This window comes from Streptomyces fuscichromogenes (assembly GCF_014645815.1).
GTDB lineage: Bacteria > Actinomycetota > Actinomycetes > Streptomycetales > Streptomycetaceae > Streptomyces > Streptomyces fuscichromogenes.
This window is the reverse complement of the sequence record NZ_BMML01000026.1, coordinates 63,280-79,815: the sequence shown is the minus strand read 5'-3', so window position 1 is coordinate 79,815 and position 16,536 is coordinate 63,280. Positions and strand designations below refer to the sequence as shown.

Genomic DNA, 16,536 nt, shown 5'->3' with positions numbered 1-16,536 from the left:
CGGGCCGCCACCACCGACGCCCCCGCGAACCCGGAGTCCGCCCGGATGGCGTCCCTCGCCCACACCGTCTGGGCCCGCATGGTGTGTTCGGCCCAGTCACCGGGCTCCGCCCTGGTGCGCAGGGCGGCCGGTGCGATCTCGGCGGCGAGGAGTTCCAGGTGGCCGGGGACGGGCGCGCCGGTGCGCAGCAGGTCGAGGGTGGCGGCGACGGCCCCGCAGCCCTCGTGGCCGAGGACCACGACCAGCGGAACCCGCAGCTCCTGCACGCCGTACTGGAGGGAACCGAGCACCGCCTCGTCCAGCACCTGCCCGGCCGTCCTTATGCACAGCAGGTCACCGAGGCCCTGGTCGAAGACGAGTTCCGGGGCGGCCTCGGCGTCGACGCAGCCGAGCACCACCGCGAACGGCCGCGGTGCGGCGGGCCGGCCGCGGCGGGCGCGGCCGGTGGCGTACCGGCGGTTGCCCTGGAGCAGTTCGTCGAGGGCCGCGCTCGCCGACGCGGGGACGACGGCCGCCGGCGCGAGGGCGACGGCCGGCGCGCCGACGGCGGTGGCCGTCGGAAGGGCCGTGGGGTTCGAGGCCATGACGCTTCCTCAGGTGCTGGCGCTGATGGTTCTCATCACTGTACGCGGCGGAAACGTTACGCTCGGTATCGGTTTAACGGCTCTTGGCCGGATCATCGCCCGCGCGATACCGAGACGGTGGCCGGTGCTCGACAGGTGGGCGGTCAGGCCAGCCCGTGCTGCTTCGCGTACGCGGCCGCCACGTCCTCCGGGTCCTTCTTGTCGTTGTCGACCTGGCTGTTGAGCTGGGTGAGCTGGTCGGTGGTGAGGACGTTGCCGAGCCGGGCGAGCGCCTTGCGGACCGTGTCGTCGGCCTTGCGGTCGGCGATCAGCGGGACGATGTGCTGGCTCGGGATCAGGTTCTTGGGGTCGGTCAGCACCACCCAGTCGTTGGCCGCGATGTCGGTGTCCGTGGTGAACAGGTTCGCCACGTCCACGTCGCCCTTCTTCAGCGCGCCCTTGACCAGCGGCCCGTCCGAGTCGAGCGACTTGAACTCCTTGAACTCGACGCCGTACACCTCCTGGAGGCCGACCGCGCCCACCCGGCGCTTCTTCACCTCGGGCGCGGCGCCGATGACCAGCTTGCCGTTCTGCCCGGCCAGGTCGGCGAGGGAGGTCAGGCCGTACTTCCGCGCGGTCGCGCGGGTGACGACGAAGCAGTCGGAGTCGGCGGCCTGTCCGTACGGCAGCACCTGGAGGCCGGCCGGCAGGGCCAGGGTGAGCGCGTTCTGCATGGTGCCCGGCTCCGCCGAGGCGTCCTTCGGGGCCAGGTAGTTGAGCAGGGCGCCCTGGTACTCGGGGAGCAGGTCGATGTCGCCGGCCTTCAGCGCGGGGATCACGATCTCCCGGGTGCCGAGGTTCGGGCGGACCTTCACCTTCACGCCGGCCTGCTGGAGCACGGCCGCGTAGAGGTAGCCGAGCACCTGGTTCTCGGTGAAGTTGGCGGTGCCGATGGTGATCCCGCCCTTGCTGGAGCCGCCGCCGGCGGTCGAGCCGCTGCTCTCGTTCAGGGAGGTGATGCCGCCGGAGCAGGCGGCGAGGGCGGGGACGGAGGCCGCTGCGAAGAGGCCGCCGAGGAGAGTGCGTCGGTTCATCGAGGGTCCCTAGGCAGTGCGGTGGCGGAAGAGGAAGCGCTGGAGGCTGCTCAGCAGCAGGTCCAGGACGACGGCGACGACCGCGACCAGGACCGCGCCGCCGAGCACCTGGACGAGGTCGCGCTGGGCGAGTCCGTCGAAGACGTAGCGGCCGAGGCCGCCGAAGGAGACGTACGCGGCGATGGTGGCCGTGGCCACCACCTGGATGAGCGCGAGGCGCAGGCCCGTCATGATCAGGGGGAGCGCGAGCGGCAGTTCGACCTGGAGGAGGACCTGGTGGCCGCGCATGCCCTGGCCGCGGGCCGCGTCCTTCACGTCCGGGTCGACGGCGGTCATGCCGGCGTAGGTGTTGGTGACGATCGCCGGGACGGCGAGGGCGACCAGCGCCACGTACACCGGCAGCATCGACAGGCCGCCGGCCAGGAAGACCAGCACCACCAGGCCGACGGTCGGCAGCGCGCGGCCGAAGGACGCCAGGTTGATCGCGACGAACGCGCCCTTGCCGGTGTGCCCGATCAGCAGGCCCAGCGGGAGGCCGATCGCGGCCGCGATGAGGGTCGCGAGGAGCGAGTACTGGAGGTGCTCGCCGAGGCGATGGGCGATGCCGTCCTGTCCGGCCCACTGGGAGCCGCTGGTCAGCCAGGTGCCGAGGTTCTTGAAGAGTTCGAACATGTCAGGCTCGCCTCCGCCGCCACGGGGTCAGTACGTACTGGAGGGCCACCAGCAGGGCGTCCGCGACGACCGCGAGCAGGATCGTGAGGACCACGCCCACGATCACCGGGGTCGGGAAGTCGCGCTGGAAGCCGTCGGTGAAGAGCTGGCCGAGGCCGCCGTCGCCGATGTAGGTGGCGACGCTCACCAGCGAGATGGACATGACCGTGGCGATCCGGACCCCCGCCATGATCACGGGGAGGGCCAGCGGGAGTTCCACGGTGAGCAGGGTGCGCAGTGGGCGGGTGCCCATCGCCTTCGCCGCCTCCTTGGTCTTCGCGGGGACCGAGTCCAGGCCCTCGACCGTGTTCCGGAGCAGCACGACCAGCGTGTAGACGGTCAGGCCGATGACCGTGGTGGTGCGGGTCAGGCCGCTGATCGGGAGCAGCAGCACGAAGATCGCGATCGAGGGGATCGTGAAGAGCACGTTGGAGAGGCCGAGCAGGAAGCCGCGCAGCGGGCGGACCCGGTGCGCGACCACCGCGAGCGGCAGCGAGATCAGCAGGCCGAAGAAGACAGCGGTCATCGCGGCCTGGAGATGGGAGAGGGTGAGGCTGGCGAGGTCGTCGGTGTGGTCGCCGATCCACGACCAGTCGATGGTCATGCCGCCACCACCCGGGCCGCGCTGTGCGCCTGACCGGCGTGCACGTGGATGTCGTCGCGGGAGGAGACACCGGTGAGGACGCCGTCCGCGTCGACCCGGGCGACCAGCCCGGACGGGGAGGCGATCGACTCGTTCAGCGCCGCGAGCAGCGAGTCGCCGTCCTTGAGCGGCCGGACCGGGAGTTCGGTCTCCTTCGAGGACCAGTGCAGGGGCTTGCCCGCCGGGTCCAGGACGAGGGTCCAGTCGCCGCCGCGGGGCGCCGGGCCCTGCGGGACGGCGGCCAGGGTCTGCAGGGACAGCAGCTTCAGTCCCCGTTCCGCGCCGAGGAAGTCGGCCACGAAGTCGTCCGCGGGCCGGGCCAGCAGTTCGGCGGGCGGGGCGCACTGGACCAGGTGGCCGCCGGTGCGGAAGATCGCGATCCGGTCGCCGAGCCGGACCGCCTCGTCGACGTCGTGCGTGACGAAGACGATGGTCTTGTTCAACTCCTTCTGGAGCCGGAGCAGTTCGTCCTGGAGCTGGGTGCGGACCACCGGGTCGACGGCGCCGAACGGCTCGTCCATCAGCAGTACCGGCGGGTCGGCGGCGAGCGCGCGGGCCACGCCGACGCGCTGCTGCTGGCCGCCGGAGAGCTGGTGCGGGTAGCGCTTGCCGGCGTCGGCGGCGAGGCCGACGGTCTCCAGGAGTTCGGCCGCGCGGGCGCGGGCCCGCTTCCGGTTCCAGCCGAGCAGCAGCGGGACCGTGGCGATGTTGTCCAGCACCGTGCGGTGCGGGAAGAGGCCGGCCTGCTGGATGACGTACCCGATGGAACGACGCAGCTCGGCGGCGTCCTGCTGGGTGACGTCCTTGCCGTTCACCTTGATCGTGCCGGAGGTCGGCTCGACCATCCGGTTGATCATCCGCAGGGTGGTGGTCTTGCCGCAACCGGAGGAGCCGACCAGGACGGTGACCCCGCCCTCCGGCATCTCCAGGGAGAGATCGTGGACTGCTGTCGTGCCGTTGGGGAAGCGCTTGTGGACCGCGTCGAACTGGATCATGAGATGTCCCTTGCCCGGCTGTATAACGTCATGCAGAGTTCTCGTTAGGTGAATAGGTTGTCAACGGTCTCGCGTTAATCCGAGGTAACGGATGACCGCAACGCAAGATCGAGTGTCCGGATTGAGGGGAGTTTGGGCGTGATGTCGTCTCGAATCGTGGACGCTCCCGGAACAACGCATTCCGGCCTGGTGGTCCTCGACGGCATCGGCACGGGTGTCGAGGACGTCGTACGCCTCGCCGACGGCACCGCACGCCCGGTCCCGGGCACCGAGGCGATGCGCCGCGCGGAGGAGTCCTGGAACGCCGCCCGGCAGATCGCCGCGACCGGCCGTGTCTACGGCCGCTCCACCGGCGTCGGCGCCAACCGGAACGAGGACGTGCCCACCGAGGCCGCCGCCGGCCACGGACTGCGGCTGCTGCGCAGCCACGCCGGGGCGATCGGGGACGAGCTCCCCGCCCGGCAGGTCCGCGCGATGCTCGCGGTGCGGGCCAACCAGCTGCTGGCGGGCGGCGCGGGCCTCAGACCGGCCGTCGTGACGGCCCTGTGCGAGGCGCTGGAGTCGGGCGCGTACCCGGTGGTCAACGAGTTCGGCTCGGTCGGCACCGGGGACATCGCGGCGCTCGCCCAGGTGGGCCTCGCCCTGGTGGGGGAGCACCCCTGGCGGGGCTCCGGGGCGCCGGCGGCCCAGCCGCTGGACAACAACGACGCCCTCGCCCTGATCAGCAGCAACGCCCTCACCCTCGGCCAGTCCGCGCTCGCCCTGCACGAGCTGCGCGGACTGATCGAGGCCACCCAGGTGGTGGCGGCCCTCTCGCTGCTCGCCGTCGACGGCTCCCACGAGGCGTTCGCGGCACCCGTGCACGCGGCCCGCCCGCACCGCGGCAGCGTCGAGGTCGCCCGCCGGATGCGGGAGCTGACCGGCGCCGCCGACCGGCCGACCCCGCCGCTCGGCCGGATCCAGGACCCCTACGGCTTCCGCTGCCTGCCCCAGATCCACGGCCCCGCCCAGGACGCCGCCGACGCGCTGGAGCAGGTCCTCGCCATCGAGATCAACGCGGCCGCCGAGAACCCTCTGATCTCCGTCGAGGACCTCGCCGCCTACCACCACGGCGGCTTCTACCAGGCCCAGCTCGCCCTCGCCCTGGACCACTTCCGGCTCGCCGTCACCCAGGTCGCGCGGCTGTCCACGTCCCGCCTGTCCACCCTCAACGAGCCCGCCTACACCCGGCTGCGCCCCTTCCTCGCCGACCAGGAGCCCGCCTCCTCCGGTGTGATGATCCTGGAGTACGCCGCCGGCGCCGCACTCGGCGACCTGCGCGCCTTCTCCGCACCCGCCTCCCTCGGGCACGCTGTACTCTCCCGAGGCGTCGAGGAGCAGGCCAGTTTCGCCTCGCTCGCCGCCCGTCAAACGCTGCGCGCCTGCCGTGCGTACCGTCTGGTGGTCGGCTGCGAACTCGTCGCCGCCGTACGGGCGCTGCGCCAGCGCGACCTGAAGCCCGAACCCGGGCTCGGGGCGGGCAGGGCGCTGGAGCTCGCCGAGGCGGCGCTGGAGGCGGACCAGGCCGACCGGCCGCTCACGGACGACGTCACCGCGGCGGCCGGGCTGCTCGACCGGTTCACGGACATCTGGAGGGGGAGCACGTCATGAACGTGACCGACAGCCCTGCGACTCGCTTGCAGGCGCTCTTCGAGGGGCACCGGCTCACGCCGACCCAGCGGCGCATCGCGCACAGCATGGTGCGGCGCGCCGCCGACGTGCCCTTCCTGTCCAGCGTGGAGCTGGCCGACCTCGCCGGGGTCAGCCAGCCCTCGGTCACCCGCTTCGCGGTCGCCCTCGGCTTCGACGGCTACCCGGCACTGCGCAGGCACCTGCGCGAGGTCGTGCCCGCCGAGCAGGCGGCCGGCAACGGGTCGTACAACGAGTACCAGCAGGCCGTCGAGGCCGAGATCGAGAACCTGCGGCACCTCGCCGAGGTGCTCGCCGACCCGCGCCCGGTGCAGCAGGCGGGACGGCTGCTGGCCGCGTCCCGGCCGCTGCCGGTGCTCGGGCTGCGCGCCGCCGCCTCGCAGGCGTACGGCTTCGCCTACTTCGCCGCCAAGGTGCACCCGGACGTCCGGCTGCTCAACGAGGGCGGCACGATGATCCACGACCGCATCGACGCGGCCGTCCTGGCCGGCGCCACGGCCCTGCTGTGCTTCGCGCTGCCCCGGCACCCCCGCGAGGTCGTGGACACGCTCGGCTATGCGAAGGAGGCCGGGCTGGCCGTGGTCACCGTCGCCGACTCCGCCTTCGCGCCCGTCGCCAAGGTCTCCGACCTGCTGCTGCCGGCCGCGGTCGGCACCGGGCTCGCCTTCGACACGGCCTGCGCGCCGATGCTGCTCGGCCGGGTCCTCCTGGAGGCGATGTGCGACGACCTGCCGGACGCGCAGGCCCGCCTGGAGGAGTTCGACACCCGGGCGGCGGCACGGGGGCTGTTCGTCGAGTAGGCGGCTTTAAGACTCGTCTCACGTTCGCTGGTTAGCGTCCCGCCGTACGGACTGGGCCGACACCGGCGAGGAGGCTGCGGACATGGCGCGTGCGGGACGAGGGGTGCGAGGCGGGCAGGGCCTGGCCCGGGTGGCGGTGGTCGTACGGGCCGGGGCCGCGCCGCTGTGGTGGTCCGGGGTGTTCGCCGCCGGCGTCGGGGTGCTGCCCTCGGGGATCACCGGACGGCGGATCGGGGTGCTGGCCGGGGCCGCGCTGTTCCTCGTCGGCGCCGCCCTGGTGGCGCTCACCCGCCGCAGGCGGTACACCGCGCTGGCGCACGGGGCCGCCCGGGCCGGCAAGCACGACGTGCTCCAGGACCGGGCGGTCACGGTGCGGAACTGGCGCCGGGGGCACCGCTGGTGGCTGCTGCTGGCCTTCGCCGTCGCGCTCGGCTCCGCCTTCGCGATCCCCGCGGCCGGGGGCATGCTGCTCGCCGGAACCGGCACCGGGCTGCGCCTGAAGGCGGCCTGGCTGGGCCGCCGGGAGAAGGCCGGCGAACAGCTGCTGTGGCTGCGCGTCGACTGGCTCGACCAGCGCGGCGGCCGCCCGGCCGGCAAGGCCGTCAGGGCCTTCCGCGGTACCGGCATCGCGGCGGGCGACGCGGCCCCGGGCGGAGCACGCCGCCGCACCGCGGTGCTGGTGTGAGGTCCTGTCAGACCTCCAGGTCCTCCTCGATCCTCTTCAGCTGGTGCCGGGCCATCGCCAGGTTGGCGCGGGACTGGTCGAGCACCAGGTAGAGGAAGAGGCCGTTGCCGCCCCGGCCCTTGAGCAGCCGGATCAGGTGGTACTGGTTGGAGAGCGTGATCAGGATGTCCTCGATGTCGCCCTTGAGGCCGAGGTGCTCCATGGTGCGCATCTTGGCGCGGATCACGTCGGTGTTGCCTGCCGCGGCCACGTTCAGGTCGAAGGTCTTGCTGCCGCCCATCGTGCCCAGCGCCATTCCGCTGGTGTAGTCGACGAGCGCGACGCCGGTCGCGCCCTCGATGGAGGTGAGGCACTCTTTCAGGGCGGTTTCGGTGTTGGCCATGACTTTCTGGTTCCTTTCAACTGTCGGTTGCGGTGCGCGCGTCGGTGGTGGTGGTGCTGGTCCGTGGCGTGCGCGTGGTTCTGGTCCGTGGGGCCGCGCCGCGGGCCGGGCGCAGGGCCTTGGCGGCGGCCTCGGCGGCGTCGACCGTCTCGCCGATCCGGGCGGCGGCCCGGCGGCCCTCCAGATGGAGCCGGCCGACGTTCACCCGGTCCTCGGCGAGCAGGGTGAGCACGGCACTGCGGCCGGCCGCGTAGGTGGCGACATAGCCGTCCTCGCCGCGCACCAGCAGTTCCCTGAGCTCGCCCTTGCCGGTGGCGTCGGAGACCCGGACGGCGACACCGAGCTCGGCAGCGGTGAGCGCGGCGAGGCCCTCCGGGTCGACGCCAGGGCAGTCGTGGGCGACCACCAGGCCGTCCACACCGGCCGCGAGGGCGCCGGTGAGCTGGGGCATCCGGGTACGCAACCGGCGCAGTTCGTCGAGGACGGTCTCTCTGTCGGAGCTGCCGGCTTCTGCCGCCATCAGCTGTCTCCTCTCGGCGGGGCGGTGCCGTTCAAAGGGCCTCCAGCGCATCCCTGAGCCTCTTCAGCAGCGCGATGTCGGGGTCGGTGACCGGGGGAAGCAGGGGCGGGACGAGCGCGGGACTCCTCGGGGCGAGAAGTCCGGCCGCCGCCAGCCGTCGTACGTCCACCAGCGTGTGGAAGGCCGGCCGGCCCAGCTCACGGGCGATCTGCGGGGCCGTGCGGACCCCGTCCACCCGGTCCAGGACCGCCCGTTGCCGGGGGGTGACCGGCGGGGGCGCGACCGGGTCGGCGCGGATCAGCGGGGCGCCGTCCGCCGTCGGGTCGGGCCAGATGCGGTGCAGCAGCTCGCGGCGGCGCAGGGTCTCGCGCTCCAGGTCCATGACGGGCACGGCGGGCAACGGTCCGGCGGCGGCCGGGTCGCCGTACCGGAACCGGCCCGGGGTGCTGCTGGGCGCCAGCGCGAAGTACCCGGCGTCGTACAGGGCGCCGAGCCGGCACAGCTCCAGGGCGCCTCTCGGCAGCAGACCGGCGGCGAGCAGCCGGTGGAGGGCGGCGGGTATGTCGTCGGTCCAGGGCCAGGCCGCCGCGTCGAGCGTGCCGCGGGCCGTGAGGAGCACGTCGAGTCCTGGGGCGAGCGGGCTCTCGGCGTGCACCACGCGGCCCTCGGCCAGGTGCAGGGTGCCGTGCTCGCGGACCAGGACTCCGGTGGCCCGCTCCTCGGCGAGGCGTATCAGCATCGGTGAGAGCGCGCCCGGAGCTCTCTCGTGCAGGGCCGCCCGGTCCCGGACCGGCAGCGGCGGCGGCGTCTCGACCACGGTCATCCCAGTACCAGCCGCTCGGCCATCTCGCCGAGCCGGATCCGGGCGAGGGCGAGATTGCCGTCCTCGCGGGTCAGCCACAGATGCAGGAACACCGTGGCGTCGAAGGACGTGACCACGAACCGCAGCAGGTGGTAGCTGTCCCGGTTGCTGACGATCAGGTCCTCCACCGGAGGGCTCACCTCGGTGTCGTCCTCCGTGCTGAACGCCCCGTGCTCGGCGGCCAGCCGGGCCAGCTCGGCGGCCTCCGCGGCGGTGGTCTCGTGGTCACCGCCGGGCGCCTCCCCGACCGTGCCCAGGGCCAGCCCGCTGGTCCAGTCGACCAGCGCGGCGCCCCGGGCACCGGGCAGGCGCATCGCTTCGAGTAAGCACTCGTCGATTCCGGGCACCGTGGGGCTCCCCTCCCGCCGCGTGGCTCTCCGGTTGAGTGACGCAGACACTACGCAACGTGTGCGTGAGGGGTGAGGCGTTTGGCATTTTCCAGTGGAACATGCATCCGGCAGGCTAGTGTTGGTCAACTGAGCTGCTTTTCGCACCAGTTGATCCCCGCTGTCCGGGGCGTCTCAACGGCTCCCGGTTGCGCGCAGGGTGGTGAGCGCGTCGGCGTGCGCCCCTCCGGATTCGGCCACGACCTCGGCGACCGTCTGCGGCTCCCGTACGACGGCGAACGCCACGCCCCCGTCGCCGTCCGGCGCGAAGCCGTAAACCCCCGGCCGGGCAAGGGAGTTGTAGGAGTAGTGAGAGCCGAAGTAGTACGCCCCGGTGTCCAGGGCCGCCGCGAAGTCCCCCTGCTCCAGCGGGGGCAGCGCGCGGCCCTCGGCGAGCAGGTCGCCCGAGAAGCAGGCGGGCCCCGCCACGTCCTGCACCACCGGCGCCCCCTCCTTGGGGCGTCCCTTCGCGTCGTACGCGGCGATCCTGAGCGGCCACGCCCCCGGCACGTACACCGTCCGCGGCGCCACCTGCACCCCCGCGTGCGTCACCGCGATCCGGCGCCCGCCGGAGTGCTTCGCGTACTCCACCCGGGCCACCACCGTGCCGTGCCGGGCCAGCAGCGACCGCCCGAACTCGGTCACCAGCCCGTACCGTCCGTCGAACAGCCCCGGCACCGCCTCCGCCAGCAGCCGCGCGTACTGCGCGAACGTCGGCTCCGCCGCCTCCGAGGCGAAGTCGACCGAGAGCCCGCCCCCGATGTCGAGGGTGTCGACCTGCCGCCGCCCGGCGCGCGCGTTGATCTCCTCGGCCAGCGCGTACGTCTCCGCCACGCCCCGCGCCAGCAGCGACAGCGGGATCCCCTGCGACCCCACGTGCGCGTGCAGCCGGGTCAGCCACGGCCGCTCCGTGAACGCCTGCACGACCCACTCCCGGGCCCCCGCGTCCCGCAGCCCCACCCCGAACTTCGAGGTCGCGGTCGCGGTCGAGGTGGCCCCGATCGTCCCGGCCCCGATCTGCGGGTTCACCCGGATCCCCAGCGGGGAGGAGGCGGGGCCGCCCGCCCCCACGAGGGCGTCCAGGCGCCGGAGCTCCTGCGGGTTGTCCGCGTTCACGGCGACGCCCAGCGCCAGCGCCTCGCGCAGCTCCGGCCCGGTCTTCGCGGGCGCGTCGAACACCGTCCGCGCGGCCGGCACGCCGGCCGCCCGCGCCAGCGCCAGCTCGCCCGCGCTGGCTACCTCGGCGCCCAGGCCGGCCTCCGCCAGCAGCCGCAGCACCGGGACCAGCGGGGTCGCCTTCACCGCGAAGGCGTGCAGCACCGCGGTGCCGGGCGCCGCGACCGCCTCGAACGCCCGGCGCAGCTCCGCGGCCGACGCACGGATGCCCGTCACGTCCAGCAGGCCTACGATCGGCGCGTCCGGCCCCAGCAGTCCCCGCTCCACCGCCGCCCGCACGGCGTCGTCGCGCCGCCCGATCCGTTGGCCGCCGTCCTCCGACATGTCATTGTCCGCACCCTTGAGACCCATAAGTCCAGCGAAACATCCGGAACGCGGCCGCGCTGGCGGACCGGACGTATTGACTAGTTCTATTCAGCGAGCGACGATATGAATAACAGCAGGAACACTTCGCCGGCCGTTGATCACTGATCCGCCAGGAGGCAGACCATGTCAGGACCCCGCCCCGTACGAGCAGCGCGCGGTACGGAACTGAGTGCCCTGGGATGGCAGCAGGAAGCCGCCCTGCGGATGCTCCAGAACAACCTCGACCCCGAGGTCGCCGAGCACCCCGACAAGCTCGTCGTCTACGGCGGCACCGGCAAGGCCGCCCGCGACTGGCGCTCCTTCGACGCCATGGTGCGCACCCTGCGCACCCTCAAGCAGGACGAGACCATGCTGGTCCAGTCCGGCCGCCCGGTCGGCGTGATGCAGACCCACGAGTGGGCCCCGCGCGTCCTCATCGCCAACTCCAACCTCGTCGGCGACTGGGCCAACTGGGAGGAGTTCCGCCGCCTGGAGGCCCTCGGCCTGACCATGTACGGTCAGATGACCGCCGGCTCCTGGATCTACATCGGCACCCAGGGCATCCTCCAGGGCACCTACGAGACCTTCGCCGCCGTCGCCGCGAAGAAGTTCAACGGCACCCTCGCCGGGACCATCACCCTCACCGCCGGCCTCGGCGGCATGGGCGGCGCCCAGCCGCTCGCCGTCACCATGAACGACGGCGTCGCGATCTGCATCGACGTCGACCCGCGCGCCATCGAGCGCCGCATCGAGCACCGCTACCTGGACGTGAAGGCCGACTCGCTCGACCACGCGCTCCAGCTGGCCACCGAGGCCCGCGACGCCCGCCGCCCGCTGTCCATCGGCGTCCTCGGCAACGCGGCCGAGCTGGTGCCGCAGCTGCTCGCGATGAACGCCCCCATCGACATCGTCACCGACCAGACCTCGGCGCACGACCCGCTGTCCTACCTGCCGGTCGGGGTGGCCTTCGAGGACATGGCCGACGCCGCCGCCAAGGACCCGGCCGGCTTCACCACGCGGGCCCGCGAGTCCATGGCCCGGCACGTCGAGGCCATGGTCGGCTTCATGGACGCCGGCTCCGAGGTCTTCGACTACGGCAACTCCATCCGCGGCGAGGCGCAACTGGCCGGATACGAGCGGGCGTTCGCCTTCCCCGGCTTCGTCCCCGCCTACATCCGCCCGCTCTTCTCCGAGGGCAAGGGCCCCTTCCGCTGGGCGGCCCTGTCCGGCGAGGCCTCCGACATCGCCAAGACCGACAAGGCGATCCTCGACCTCTTCCCCGAGAACGAGTCCCTGCACCGCTGGATCAAGCTGGCCGGCGAGCGCGTCCACTTCCAGGGCCTGCCCGCGCGCATCTGCTGGCTCGGCTACGGCGAGCGGGACAAGGCCGGCGAGCGGTTCAACGACATGGTGGCGAGCGGCGAGCTGGCCGCGCCGCTGGCGATCGGCCGCGACCACCTCGACTGCGGCTCGGTGGCCTCCCCCTACCGCGAGACGGAGGCCATGCTGGACGGCTCCGACGCGATCGCCGACTGGCCGCTGCTGAACGCCATGGTCAACGTGGCGTCGGGCGCGTCCTGGGTCTCCATCCACCACGGCGGCGGGGTCGGCATGGGCCGGTCCATCCACGCCGGGCAGGTGACCGTCGCCGACGGCACGAAGCTCGCCGGCGAGAAGATCCGCCGGGTGCTGACGAACGACCCCGGCATGGGCGTCATCCGGCACGTCGACGCGGGCTACGACATCGCCGAGTCGGTCGCCGACGAGCGGGGCGTCCGGGTGCCGATGCGTGAAGGTGAGTCCGCGTGACGAAGAGCGGGGACTCTTCGGTGGAGGCCGAGCTCTCGTCGCCGGGTGCGGGTGTGCCCACCCTCCCACAGCCTGTACGGGGTGACCGCGTGCGGCCCGGCGGGGGTTCCTCCTTCCACTCCATGTGGCGGGAGCTGCTTCCCGTCGGCCGGCACCCCGACTCCCGCGGCTACCGGCGTTTCGCCTGGACCGGGGCCGATGCCGAGTGCCGGGACTGGTTCCGGGAGCAGGCCGAGGGACGCGGGCTGGGCTACGAGGTCGACCGCAACGGCAACCAGTGGGCCTGGCTCGGGGATCCGGCCGCCGGGAACGCCGTCGTCACCGGGTCGCACCTGGACTCCGTGCCGGACGGCGGCGCCTTCGACGGCCCCCTCGGCGTCGTGTCCTCCTTCGCCGCGCTCGACGAACTCCGCGCCAGGGGAGCGGGGTTCACCCGGCCCCTCGCCATCGTCAACTTCGGTGACGAGGAGGGCGCCCGGTTCGGGCTCGCCTGTGTCGGGTCCCGGCTGACCGCGGGGCACCTGACCGTCGAGCAGGCCCACCGGCTCACCGACGGGGACGGGATCACGCTGCCGCAGGCCATGGCGGCCGCCGGTCACGACCCGGACGCCATCGGGCCCGACCCCGAGCGGCTCGCCCGCATCGGCGCCTTCGTCGAACTGCACGTCGAACAGGGCCGGGCGCTGGACCTGTCCGGGGACCAGGTCGGCGTCGCCAGCGCCATCTGGCCGCACGGACGCTGGCGGTTCGACTTCCGGGGCGAGGCCAACCACGCCGGCACCACCCGGCTGGTCGACCGGCGCGACCCCATGCTGTCGTACGCCGAGACCGTGCTCGCCGCCCGCCGCGAGGCCGAACTCGCCGGCGCCGTCGCCACCTTCGGCAAGATCGCCGTCGAGCCGAACGGCGTCAACGCCATCCCCTCCCTGGTACGCGGCTGGCTCGACTCCCGCGCCGCCGACCAGGCCACCCTCGACACCGTCGTCGGCGGCATCGAGAAGGCGGCCCGGGAGTACGCCGAGGCGCACGGCATCGACCTGGCCGTGGTCCGCGAGTCGTTCACACCGGTCGTGGAGTTCGACCACGCCCTGCGCGACGAACTCGGCCGGATCCTCGGCCGGGACACCGGTCTCACCGTGCCGGTCCTGGGCACCGGTGCCGGACACGACGCCGGGATCCTCTCGGGGAGCATCCCGACCGCCATGCTGTTCGTGCGCAACCCCACCGGCGTCTCGCACTCCCCGGCCGAGTTCGCGGCCGAGGACGACTGCGTGGCCGGGGTGGAGGCGCTCGCCGACGTACTGGAAGGGCTGGCCTGCGCGTGACGACACGGACGACGTACTGGTTGGAGTACGCCTGGCTGGACACGAACGTCGAGCCGGGCGTCGCCGTGGAGGTGGCCGACGGCCGGATCACGGCGGTCCGCACCGAGGTGCCCGCGCCGCCGCCCGGGGCCGAGGTGCTGCGCGGCCTCACCCTCCCGGGTCTGGCGAACGCCCACTCGCACGCCTTCCACCGCGCCCTGCGCGGCACCGTCCAGGTCGGCTCCGGGACCTTCTGGACCTGGCGCGAGCTGATGTACTCCTTCGCCGACCGGCTGACCCCGGAGACCTACCACGCGCTCGCCCGCGCGGTGTACGCCGAGATGGCGCTGGCGGGTGTCTCCTGCGTCGGCGAGTTCCACTACGTCCACCACGCCCCCGGCGGCACCCCGTACGCCGACCCCAACGCCATGGGCGAGGCGCTGATCGCGGCGGCCGCCGACGCCGGCATCCGGATCACCCTCCTCGACACCGCCTACCTGTCCTCCGGCATCCTCAGCGAGCACCGCGGCGAGCCGCCCAACGCCCACCAGCTGCGCTTCTCCGACGGCAGCGCGGAGGCCTGGGCCGATCGCTGTTCAGTTCTCAAGGAACGGGATCACGCTCGGATCGGGGCGGCGATCCACTCCGTACGGGCCGTGCCCGCCGGGCAGTTGGCGACCGTGGCCGGCTGGGCCGAGGAGCGGCGGGCCCCGCTGCACGTACACCTGTCCGAGCAGACGGCGGAGAACGACGCCTGCCTGGCCGCCCACGGCGTCACCCCCACCCGGCTGCTCGCCGACCACGGCGTCCTCGGCCCGCGCACCACGGGCGTCCACAACACCCACCTCACCGACGAGGACATCGCCCTGCTCGGCGGCTCCGGCACCGGCACCTGCATGTGCCCCACCACCGAGCGGGACCTGGCCGACGGCATCGGACCGGCCGTCGCCCTGCAGCGCGCGGGCTCCCCGCTCTCCCTCGGCTCCGACAGCCACGCCGTCATCGACCTGCTCGAAGAGGCGCGTGCGATGGAGCTGAACGAGCGGCTGCGCACTCGCACCCGGGGCCACTGGACGGCCGCCGCCCTGCTGCGCGCCGCCTCCGCCGACGGCCACGCCGCCCTCGGCTGGGAGGACGCGGGCGGCATCGGGACCGGCATGCTCGCCGACCTCACGACGATCGCGCTGGACTCCGTCAGAACGGCAGGGCCGGTACCGCGGCTCGGCGCCGAGACGGCCGTATTCGCCGCGACGGCGGCCGACGTACGGCACACGGTCGTCGGGGGCCGTCATGTCGTACGGGACGGTGCGCACACCCTCGTACCCGATGTGCCACAGGCCCTCGCGCGGGCCGTCGAAGCCCTTCGCGCCTGACGACCACCCACGAGGACACCATGAGCAGCAGCACCGTCATCACCAACATCGCCACGCTGGTCACCAACGACCCCTCTCTCGGTGACAACTCCCCTCTCGGTCTGATCCAGGACGCGGCCGTCGTCATCGAGGACGACCGCATCGCGTGGACCGGTGAATCCAGCAAAGCACCCGCCACTGACAATCGGGTCGACGCGGGCGGCCGGGCGGTGCTGCCGGGCTTCGTGGACTCCCACGCGCACCTGGTCTTCGCGGGCGACCGCACCCAGGAGTTCAACGCCCGGATGTCCGGCCGGTCGTACACGGCGGGCGGCATCCGCACCACGGTCGCGGCCACCCGCGCCGCGTCGGACGAGGAACTGGAGCGGAACCTCACCCACTACCTCGCCGAGGCCCTCCGTCAGGGCACCACCACCTTCGAGACGAAGTCCGGCTACGGACTGACGGTCGAGGACGAGGCGAGGGCGCTGCGCATCGCCGCCCGCCACACCGACGAGGTCACCTACCTCGGCGCCCACATCGTCTCCCCGGACTTCGCCGGTGACCCGGCCGCCTACGTCGCCCTGGTCACCGGCGAGATGCTGGACGCCTGCGCCCCGTACGCCCGTTGGATCGACGTCTTCTGCGAGAAGGGCGCCTTCGACGGCGACCAGGCCCGGACGATCCTCACCGCGGGCAGGGCCAGGGGCCTGACCCCGCGGATCCACGCCAACCAGCTCTCCTACGGCCCCGGCGTCCAGCTCGCCGTGGAACTCGACGCGGCCAGCGCCGACCACTGCACCCACCTGACGGACGCGGACGTCGACGCCCTCGCCAACAGCCGGACCGTGGCCACCCTCCTGCCCGGCGCCGAGTTCTCCACCCGCGCCGAATGGCCCGACGCCCGCCGCCTCCTCGACGCCGGCGTGACGGTCGCCCTCTCCACCGACTGCAACCCCGGCTCCTCCTTCACCTCCTCCGTCCCGTTCTGCGTCGCCCTGGCGGTGCGGGACATGCGCATGACCCCCGACGAGGCCGTCTGGTCGGCCACGGCGGGCGGCGCGGCGGCCCTGCGACGCGACGACATCGGCCGCCTGACCCCAGGCACCTACGCCGACCTGCTCCTGCTGGACGCCCCGAGCCATGTCCACCTGGCCTACCGGCCGGGGGTTCCGCTGGTCAGCGGGGTGTGGCGGAAGGGCGTCCGGGTCGCCGGCTGA

General features: G+C 73.1%; 17 protein-coding genes. 7 read left to right on the top strand and 10 right to left on the bottom strand.

Going from position 1 to position 16,536, the window contains the following annotated elements:
* The 5 genes from IEZ11_RS40235 to IEZ11_RS40215 form a co-directional block, all read right to left on the bottom strand.
* Window positions 1-584, bottom strand: a 584-nt coding sequence (locus tag IEZ11_RS40235; RefSeq protein WP_189268059.1) for a carbonic anhydrase, incomplete at its 3' end; no start/stop codon positions are given.
* A 143-nt stretch (window positions 585-727) separates the two neighbouring features.
* Window positions 728-1,657, bottom strand: coding sequence for an ABC transporter substrate-binding protein (locus IEZ11_RS40230; protein WP_189267993.1), 930 nt, complete (start codon window positions 1,655-1,657; stop codon window positions 728-730).
* Window positions 1,658-1,666: 9 nt separating this feature from the next.
* Entirely contained in the window at window positions 1,667-2,329 is a 663-nt protein-coding gene (locus tag IEZ11_RS40225) for an ABC transporter permease (RefSeq protein WP_189267992.1), read from the bottom strand.
* A 1-nt stretch (window position 2,330) separates the two neighbouring features.
* The gene (locus tag IEZ11_RS40220; RefSeq protein WP_189267991.1) at window positions 2,331-2,972 is read right to left on the bottom strand and encodes an ABC transporter permease; all 642 of its coding nucleotides are present in this window, start codon (window positions 2,970-2,972) and stop codon (window positions 2,331-2,333) included.
* Window positions 2,969-4,006, bottom strand: a complete 1,038-nt coding sequence (locus tag IEZ11_RS40215) for an ABC transporter ATP-binding protein (RefSeq protein WP_189267990.1) — start codon at window positions 4,004-4,006, stop codon at window positions 2,969-2,971. The genes IEZ11_RS40220 and IEZ11_RS40215 overlap by 4 nt, the downstream gene beginning before the upstream one ends.
* Window positions 4,007-4,147: 141 nt before the next feature.
* Between IEZ11_RS40215 and IEZ11_RS40210 the strand changes: the two genes are divergently transcribed.
* From IEZ11_RS40210 to IEZ11_RS40200, 3 genes are all read left to right on the top strand, one after another.
* On the top strand, window positions 4,148-5,656 hold the full coding sequence (locus IEZ11_RS40210) for an aromatic amino acid ammonia-lyase (RefSeq protein WP_189267989.1): 1,509 nt from the start codon (window positions 4,148-4,150) through the stop codon (window positions 5,654-5,656).
* Complete coding sequence (locus IEZ11_RS40205) at window positions 5,653-6,495, top strand: MurR/RpiR family transcriptional regulator (protein ID WP_189267988.1); 843 nt, start codon at window positions 5,653-5,655, stop codon at window positions 6,493-6,495. Before IEZ11_RS40210 ends, IEZ11_RS40205 begins: the two co-directional genes overlap by 4 nt.
* An 82-nt stretch (window positions 6,496-6,577) precedes the next feature.
* Window positions 6,578-7,180, top strand: a complete 603-nt coding sequence (locus tag IEZ11_RS40200) for a hypothetical protein (protein WP_189267987.1) — start codon at window positions 6,578-6,580, stop codon at window positions 7,178-7,180.
* Window positions 7,181-7,187: 7 nt separating this feature from the next.
* On the opposite strand, the gene IEZ11_RS40195 is transcribed toward IEZ11_RS40200, so the two are convergent.
* The 5 genes from IEZ11_RS40195 to IEZ11_RS40175 all read right to left on the bottom strand — a co-directional run bounded on the left by IEZ11_RS40195 (window position 7,188) and on the right by IEZ11_RS40175 (window position 10,857).
* Entirely contained in the window at window positions 7,188-7,562 is a 375-nt protein-coding gene (locus tag IEZ11_RS40195; RefSeq protein WP_189267986.1) for a roadblock/LC7 domain-containing protein, read from the bottom strand.
* 16 nt (window positions 7,563-7,578) lie between these two features.
* The gene (locus tag IEZ11_RS40190; RefSeq protein WP_189267985.1) at window positions 7,579-8,082 is read right to left on the bottom strand and encodes a roadblock/LC7 domain-containing protein; all 504 of its coding nucleotides are present in this window, start codon (window positions 8,080-8,082) and stop codon (window positions 7,579-7,581) included.
* Between the two features lie 31 nt (window positions 8,083-8,113).
* Window positions 8,114-8,905, bottom strand: a complete 792-nt coding sequence (locus IEZ11_RS40185) for a transcriptional regulator (RefSeq protein ID WP_189267984.1) — start codon at window positions 8,903-8,905, stop codon at window positions 8,114-8,116.
* Window positions 8,902-9,291 carry a hypothetical protein gene (locus tag IEZ11_RS40180; RefSeq protein ID WP_046731666.1) on the bottom strand — a complete coding sequence of 130 codons (390 nt, stop codon included), beginning with the start codon at window positions 9,289-9,291 and terminating at the stop codon, window positions 8,902-8,904. The genes IEZ11_RS40185 and IEZ11_RS40180 overlap by 4 nt, the downstream gene beginning before the upstream one ends.
* 174 nt (window positions 9,292-9,465) lie before the next feature.
* Window positions 9,466-10,857: a type III PLP-dependent enzyme domain-containing protein gene (locus tag IEZ11_RS40175; protein ID WP_189267983.1), complete on the bottom strand. Its 1,392-nt coding sequence runs from the start codon at window positions 10,855-10,857 to the stop codon at window positions 9,466-9,468.
* Window positions 10,858-10,995: 138 nt separating this feature from the next.
* On the opposite strand from IEZ11_RS40175, the gene hutU reads away from it, so the two are divergent.
* The 4 genes from hutU (at window position 10,996) to hutI (ending at window position 16,536) form a co-directional block, all read left to right on the top strand.
* Window positions 10,996-12,660, top strand: coding sequence for a urocanate hydratase (gene hutU, locus IEZ11_RS40170; protein ID WP_189267982.1), 1,665 nt, complete (start codon window positions 10,996-10,998; stop codon window positions 12,658-12,660).
* A 122-nt stretch (window positions 12,661-12,782) separates the two neighbouring features.
* Window positions 12,783-13,985, top strand: coding sequence for an allantoate amidohydrolase (locus IEZ11_RS40165; protein WP_189268057.1), 1,203 nt, complete (start codon window positions 12,783-12,785; stop codon window positions 13,983-13,985).
* Complete coding sequence (locus IEZ11_RS40160) at window positions 13,976-15,337, top strand: formimidoylglutamate deiminase (RefSeq protein WP_189268058.1); 1,362 nt, start codon at window positions 13,976-13,978, stop codon at window positions 15,335-15,337. Before IEZ11_RS40165 ends, IEZ11_RS40160 begins: the two co-directional genes overlap by 10 nt.
* Before the next feature lie 20 nt (window positions 15,338-15,357).
* On the top strand, window positions 15,358-16,536 hold the full coding sequence (gene hutI, locus IEZ11_RS40155) for an imidazolonepropionase (protein WP_189267981.1): 1,179 nt from the start codon (window positions 15,358-15,360) through the stop codon (window positions 16,534-16,536).

Excerpts from the sequence above, each read along its gene's own strand:
- IEZ11_RS40230 (WP_189267993.1), bottom strand. The coding sequence starts at position 1,657 with ATGAACCGACGCACTCTCCTCGGCGGCCTCTTCGCAGCGGCCTCCGTC.
- IEZ11_RS40225 (WP_189267992.1), bottom strand. The coding sequence starts at position 2,329 with ATGTTCGAACTCTTCAAGAACCTCGGCACCTGGCTGACCAGCGGCTCC.
- IEZ11_RS40220 (WP_189267991.1), bottom strand. The coding sequence starts at position 2,972 with ATGACCATCGACTGGTCGTGGATCGGCGACCACACCGACGACCTCGCC.
- IEZ11_RS40215 (WP_189267990.1), bottom strand. The coding sequence starts at position 4,006 with ATGATCCAGTTCGACGCGGTCCACAAGCGCTTCCCCAACGGCACGACA.
- IEZ11_RS40210 (WP_189267989.1), top strand. The coding sequence starts at position 4,148 with ATGTCGTCTCGAATCGTGGACGCTCCCGGAACAACGCATTCCGGCCTG.
- IEZ11_RS40205 (WP_189267988.1), top strand. The coding sequence starts at position 5,653 with ATGAACGTGACCGACAGCCCTGCGACTCGCTTGCAGGCGCTCTTCGAG.
- IEZ11_RS40200 (WP_189267987.1), top strand. The coding sequence starts at position 6,578 with ATGGCGCGTGCGGGACGAGGGGTGCGAGGCGGGCAGGGCCTGGCCCGG.
- IEZ11_RS40195 (WP_189267986.1), bottom strand. The coding sequence starts at position 7,562 with ATGGCCAACACCGAAACCGCCCTGAAAGAGTGCCTCACCTCCATCGAG.
- IEZ11_RS40190 (WP_189267985.1), bottom strand. The coding sequence starts at position 8,082 with ATGGCGGCAGAAGCCGGCAGCTCCGACAGAGAGACCGTCCTCGACGAA.
- IEZ11_RS40185 (WP_189267984.1), bottom strand. The coding sequence starts at position 8,905 with ATGACCGTGGTCGAGACGCCGCCGCCGCTGCCGGTCCGGGACCGGGCG.
- IEZ11_RS40175 (WP_189267983.1), bottom strand. The coding sequence starts at position 10,857 with ATGGGTCTCAAGGGTGCGGACAATGACATGTCGGAGGACGGCGGCCAA.
- hutU (WP_189267982.1), top strand. The coding sequence starts at position 10,996 with ATGTCAGGACCCCGCCCCGTACGAGCAGCGCGCGGTACGGAACTGAGT.
- IEZ11_RS40165 (WP_189268057.1), top strand. The coding sequence starts at position 12,783 with ATGTGGCGGGAGCTGCTTCCCGTCGGCCGGCACCCCGACTCCCGCGGC.
- hutI (WP_189267981.1), top strand. The coding sequence starts at position 15,358 with ATGAGCAGCAGCACCGTCATCACCAACATCGCCACGCTGGTCACCAAC.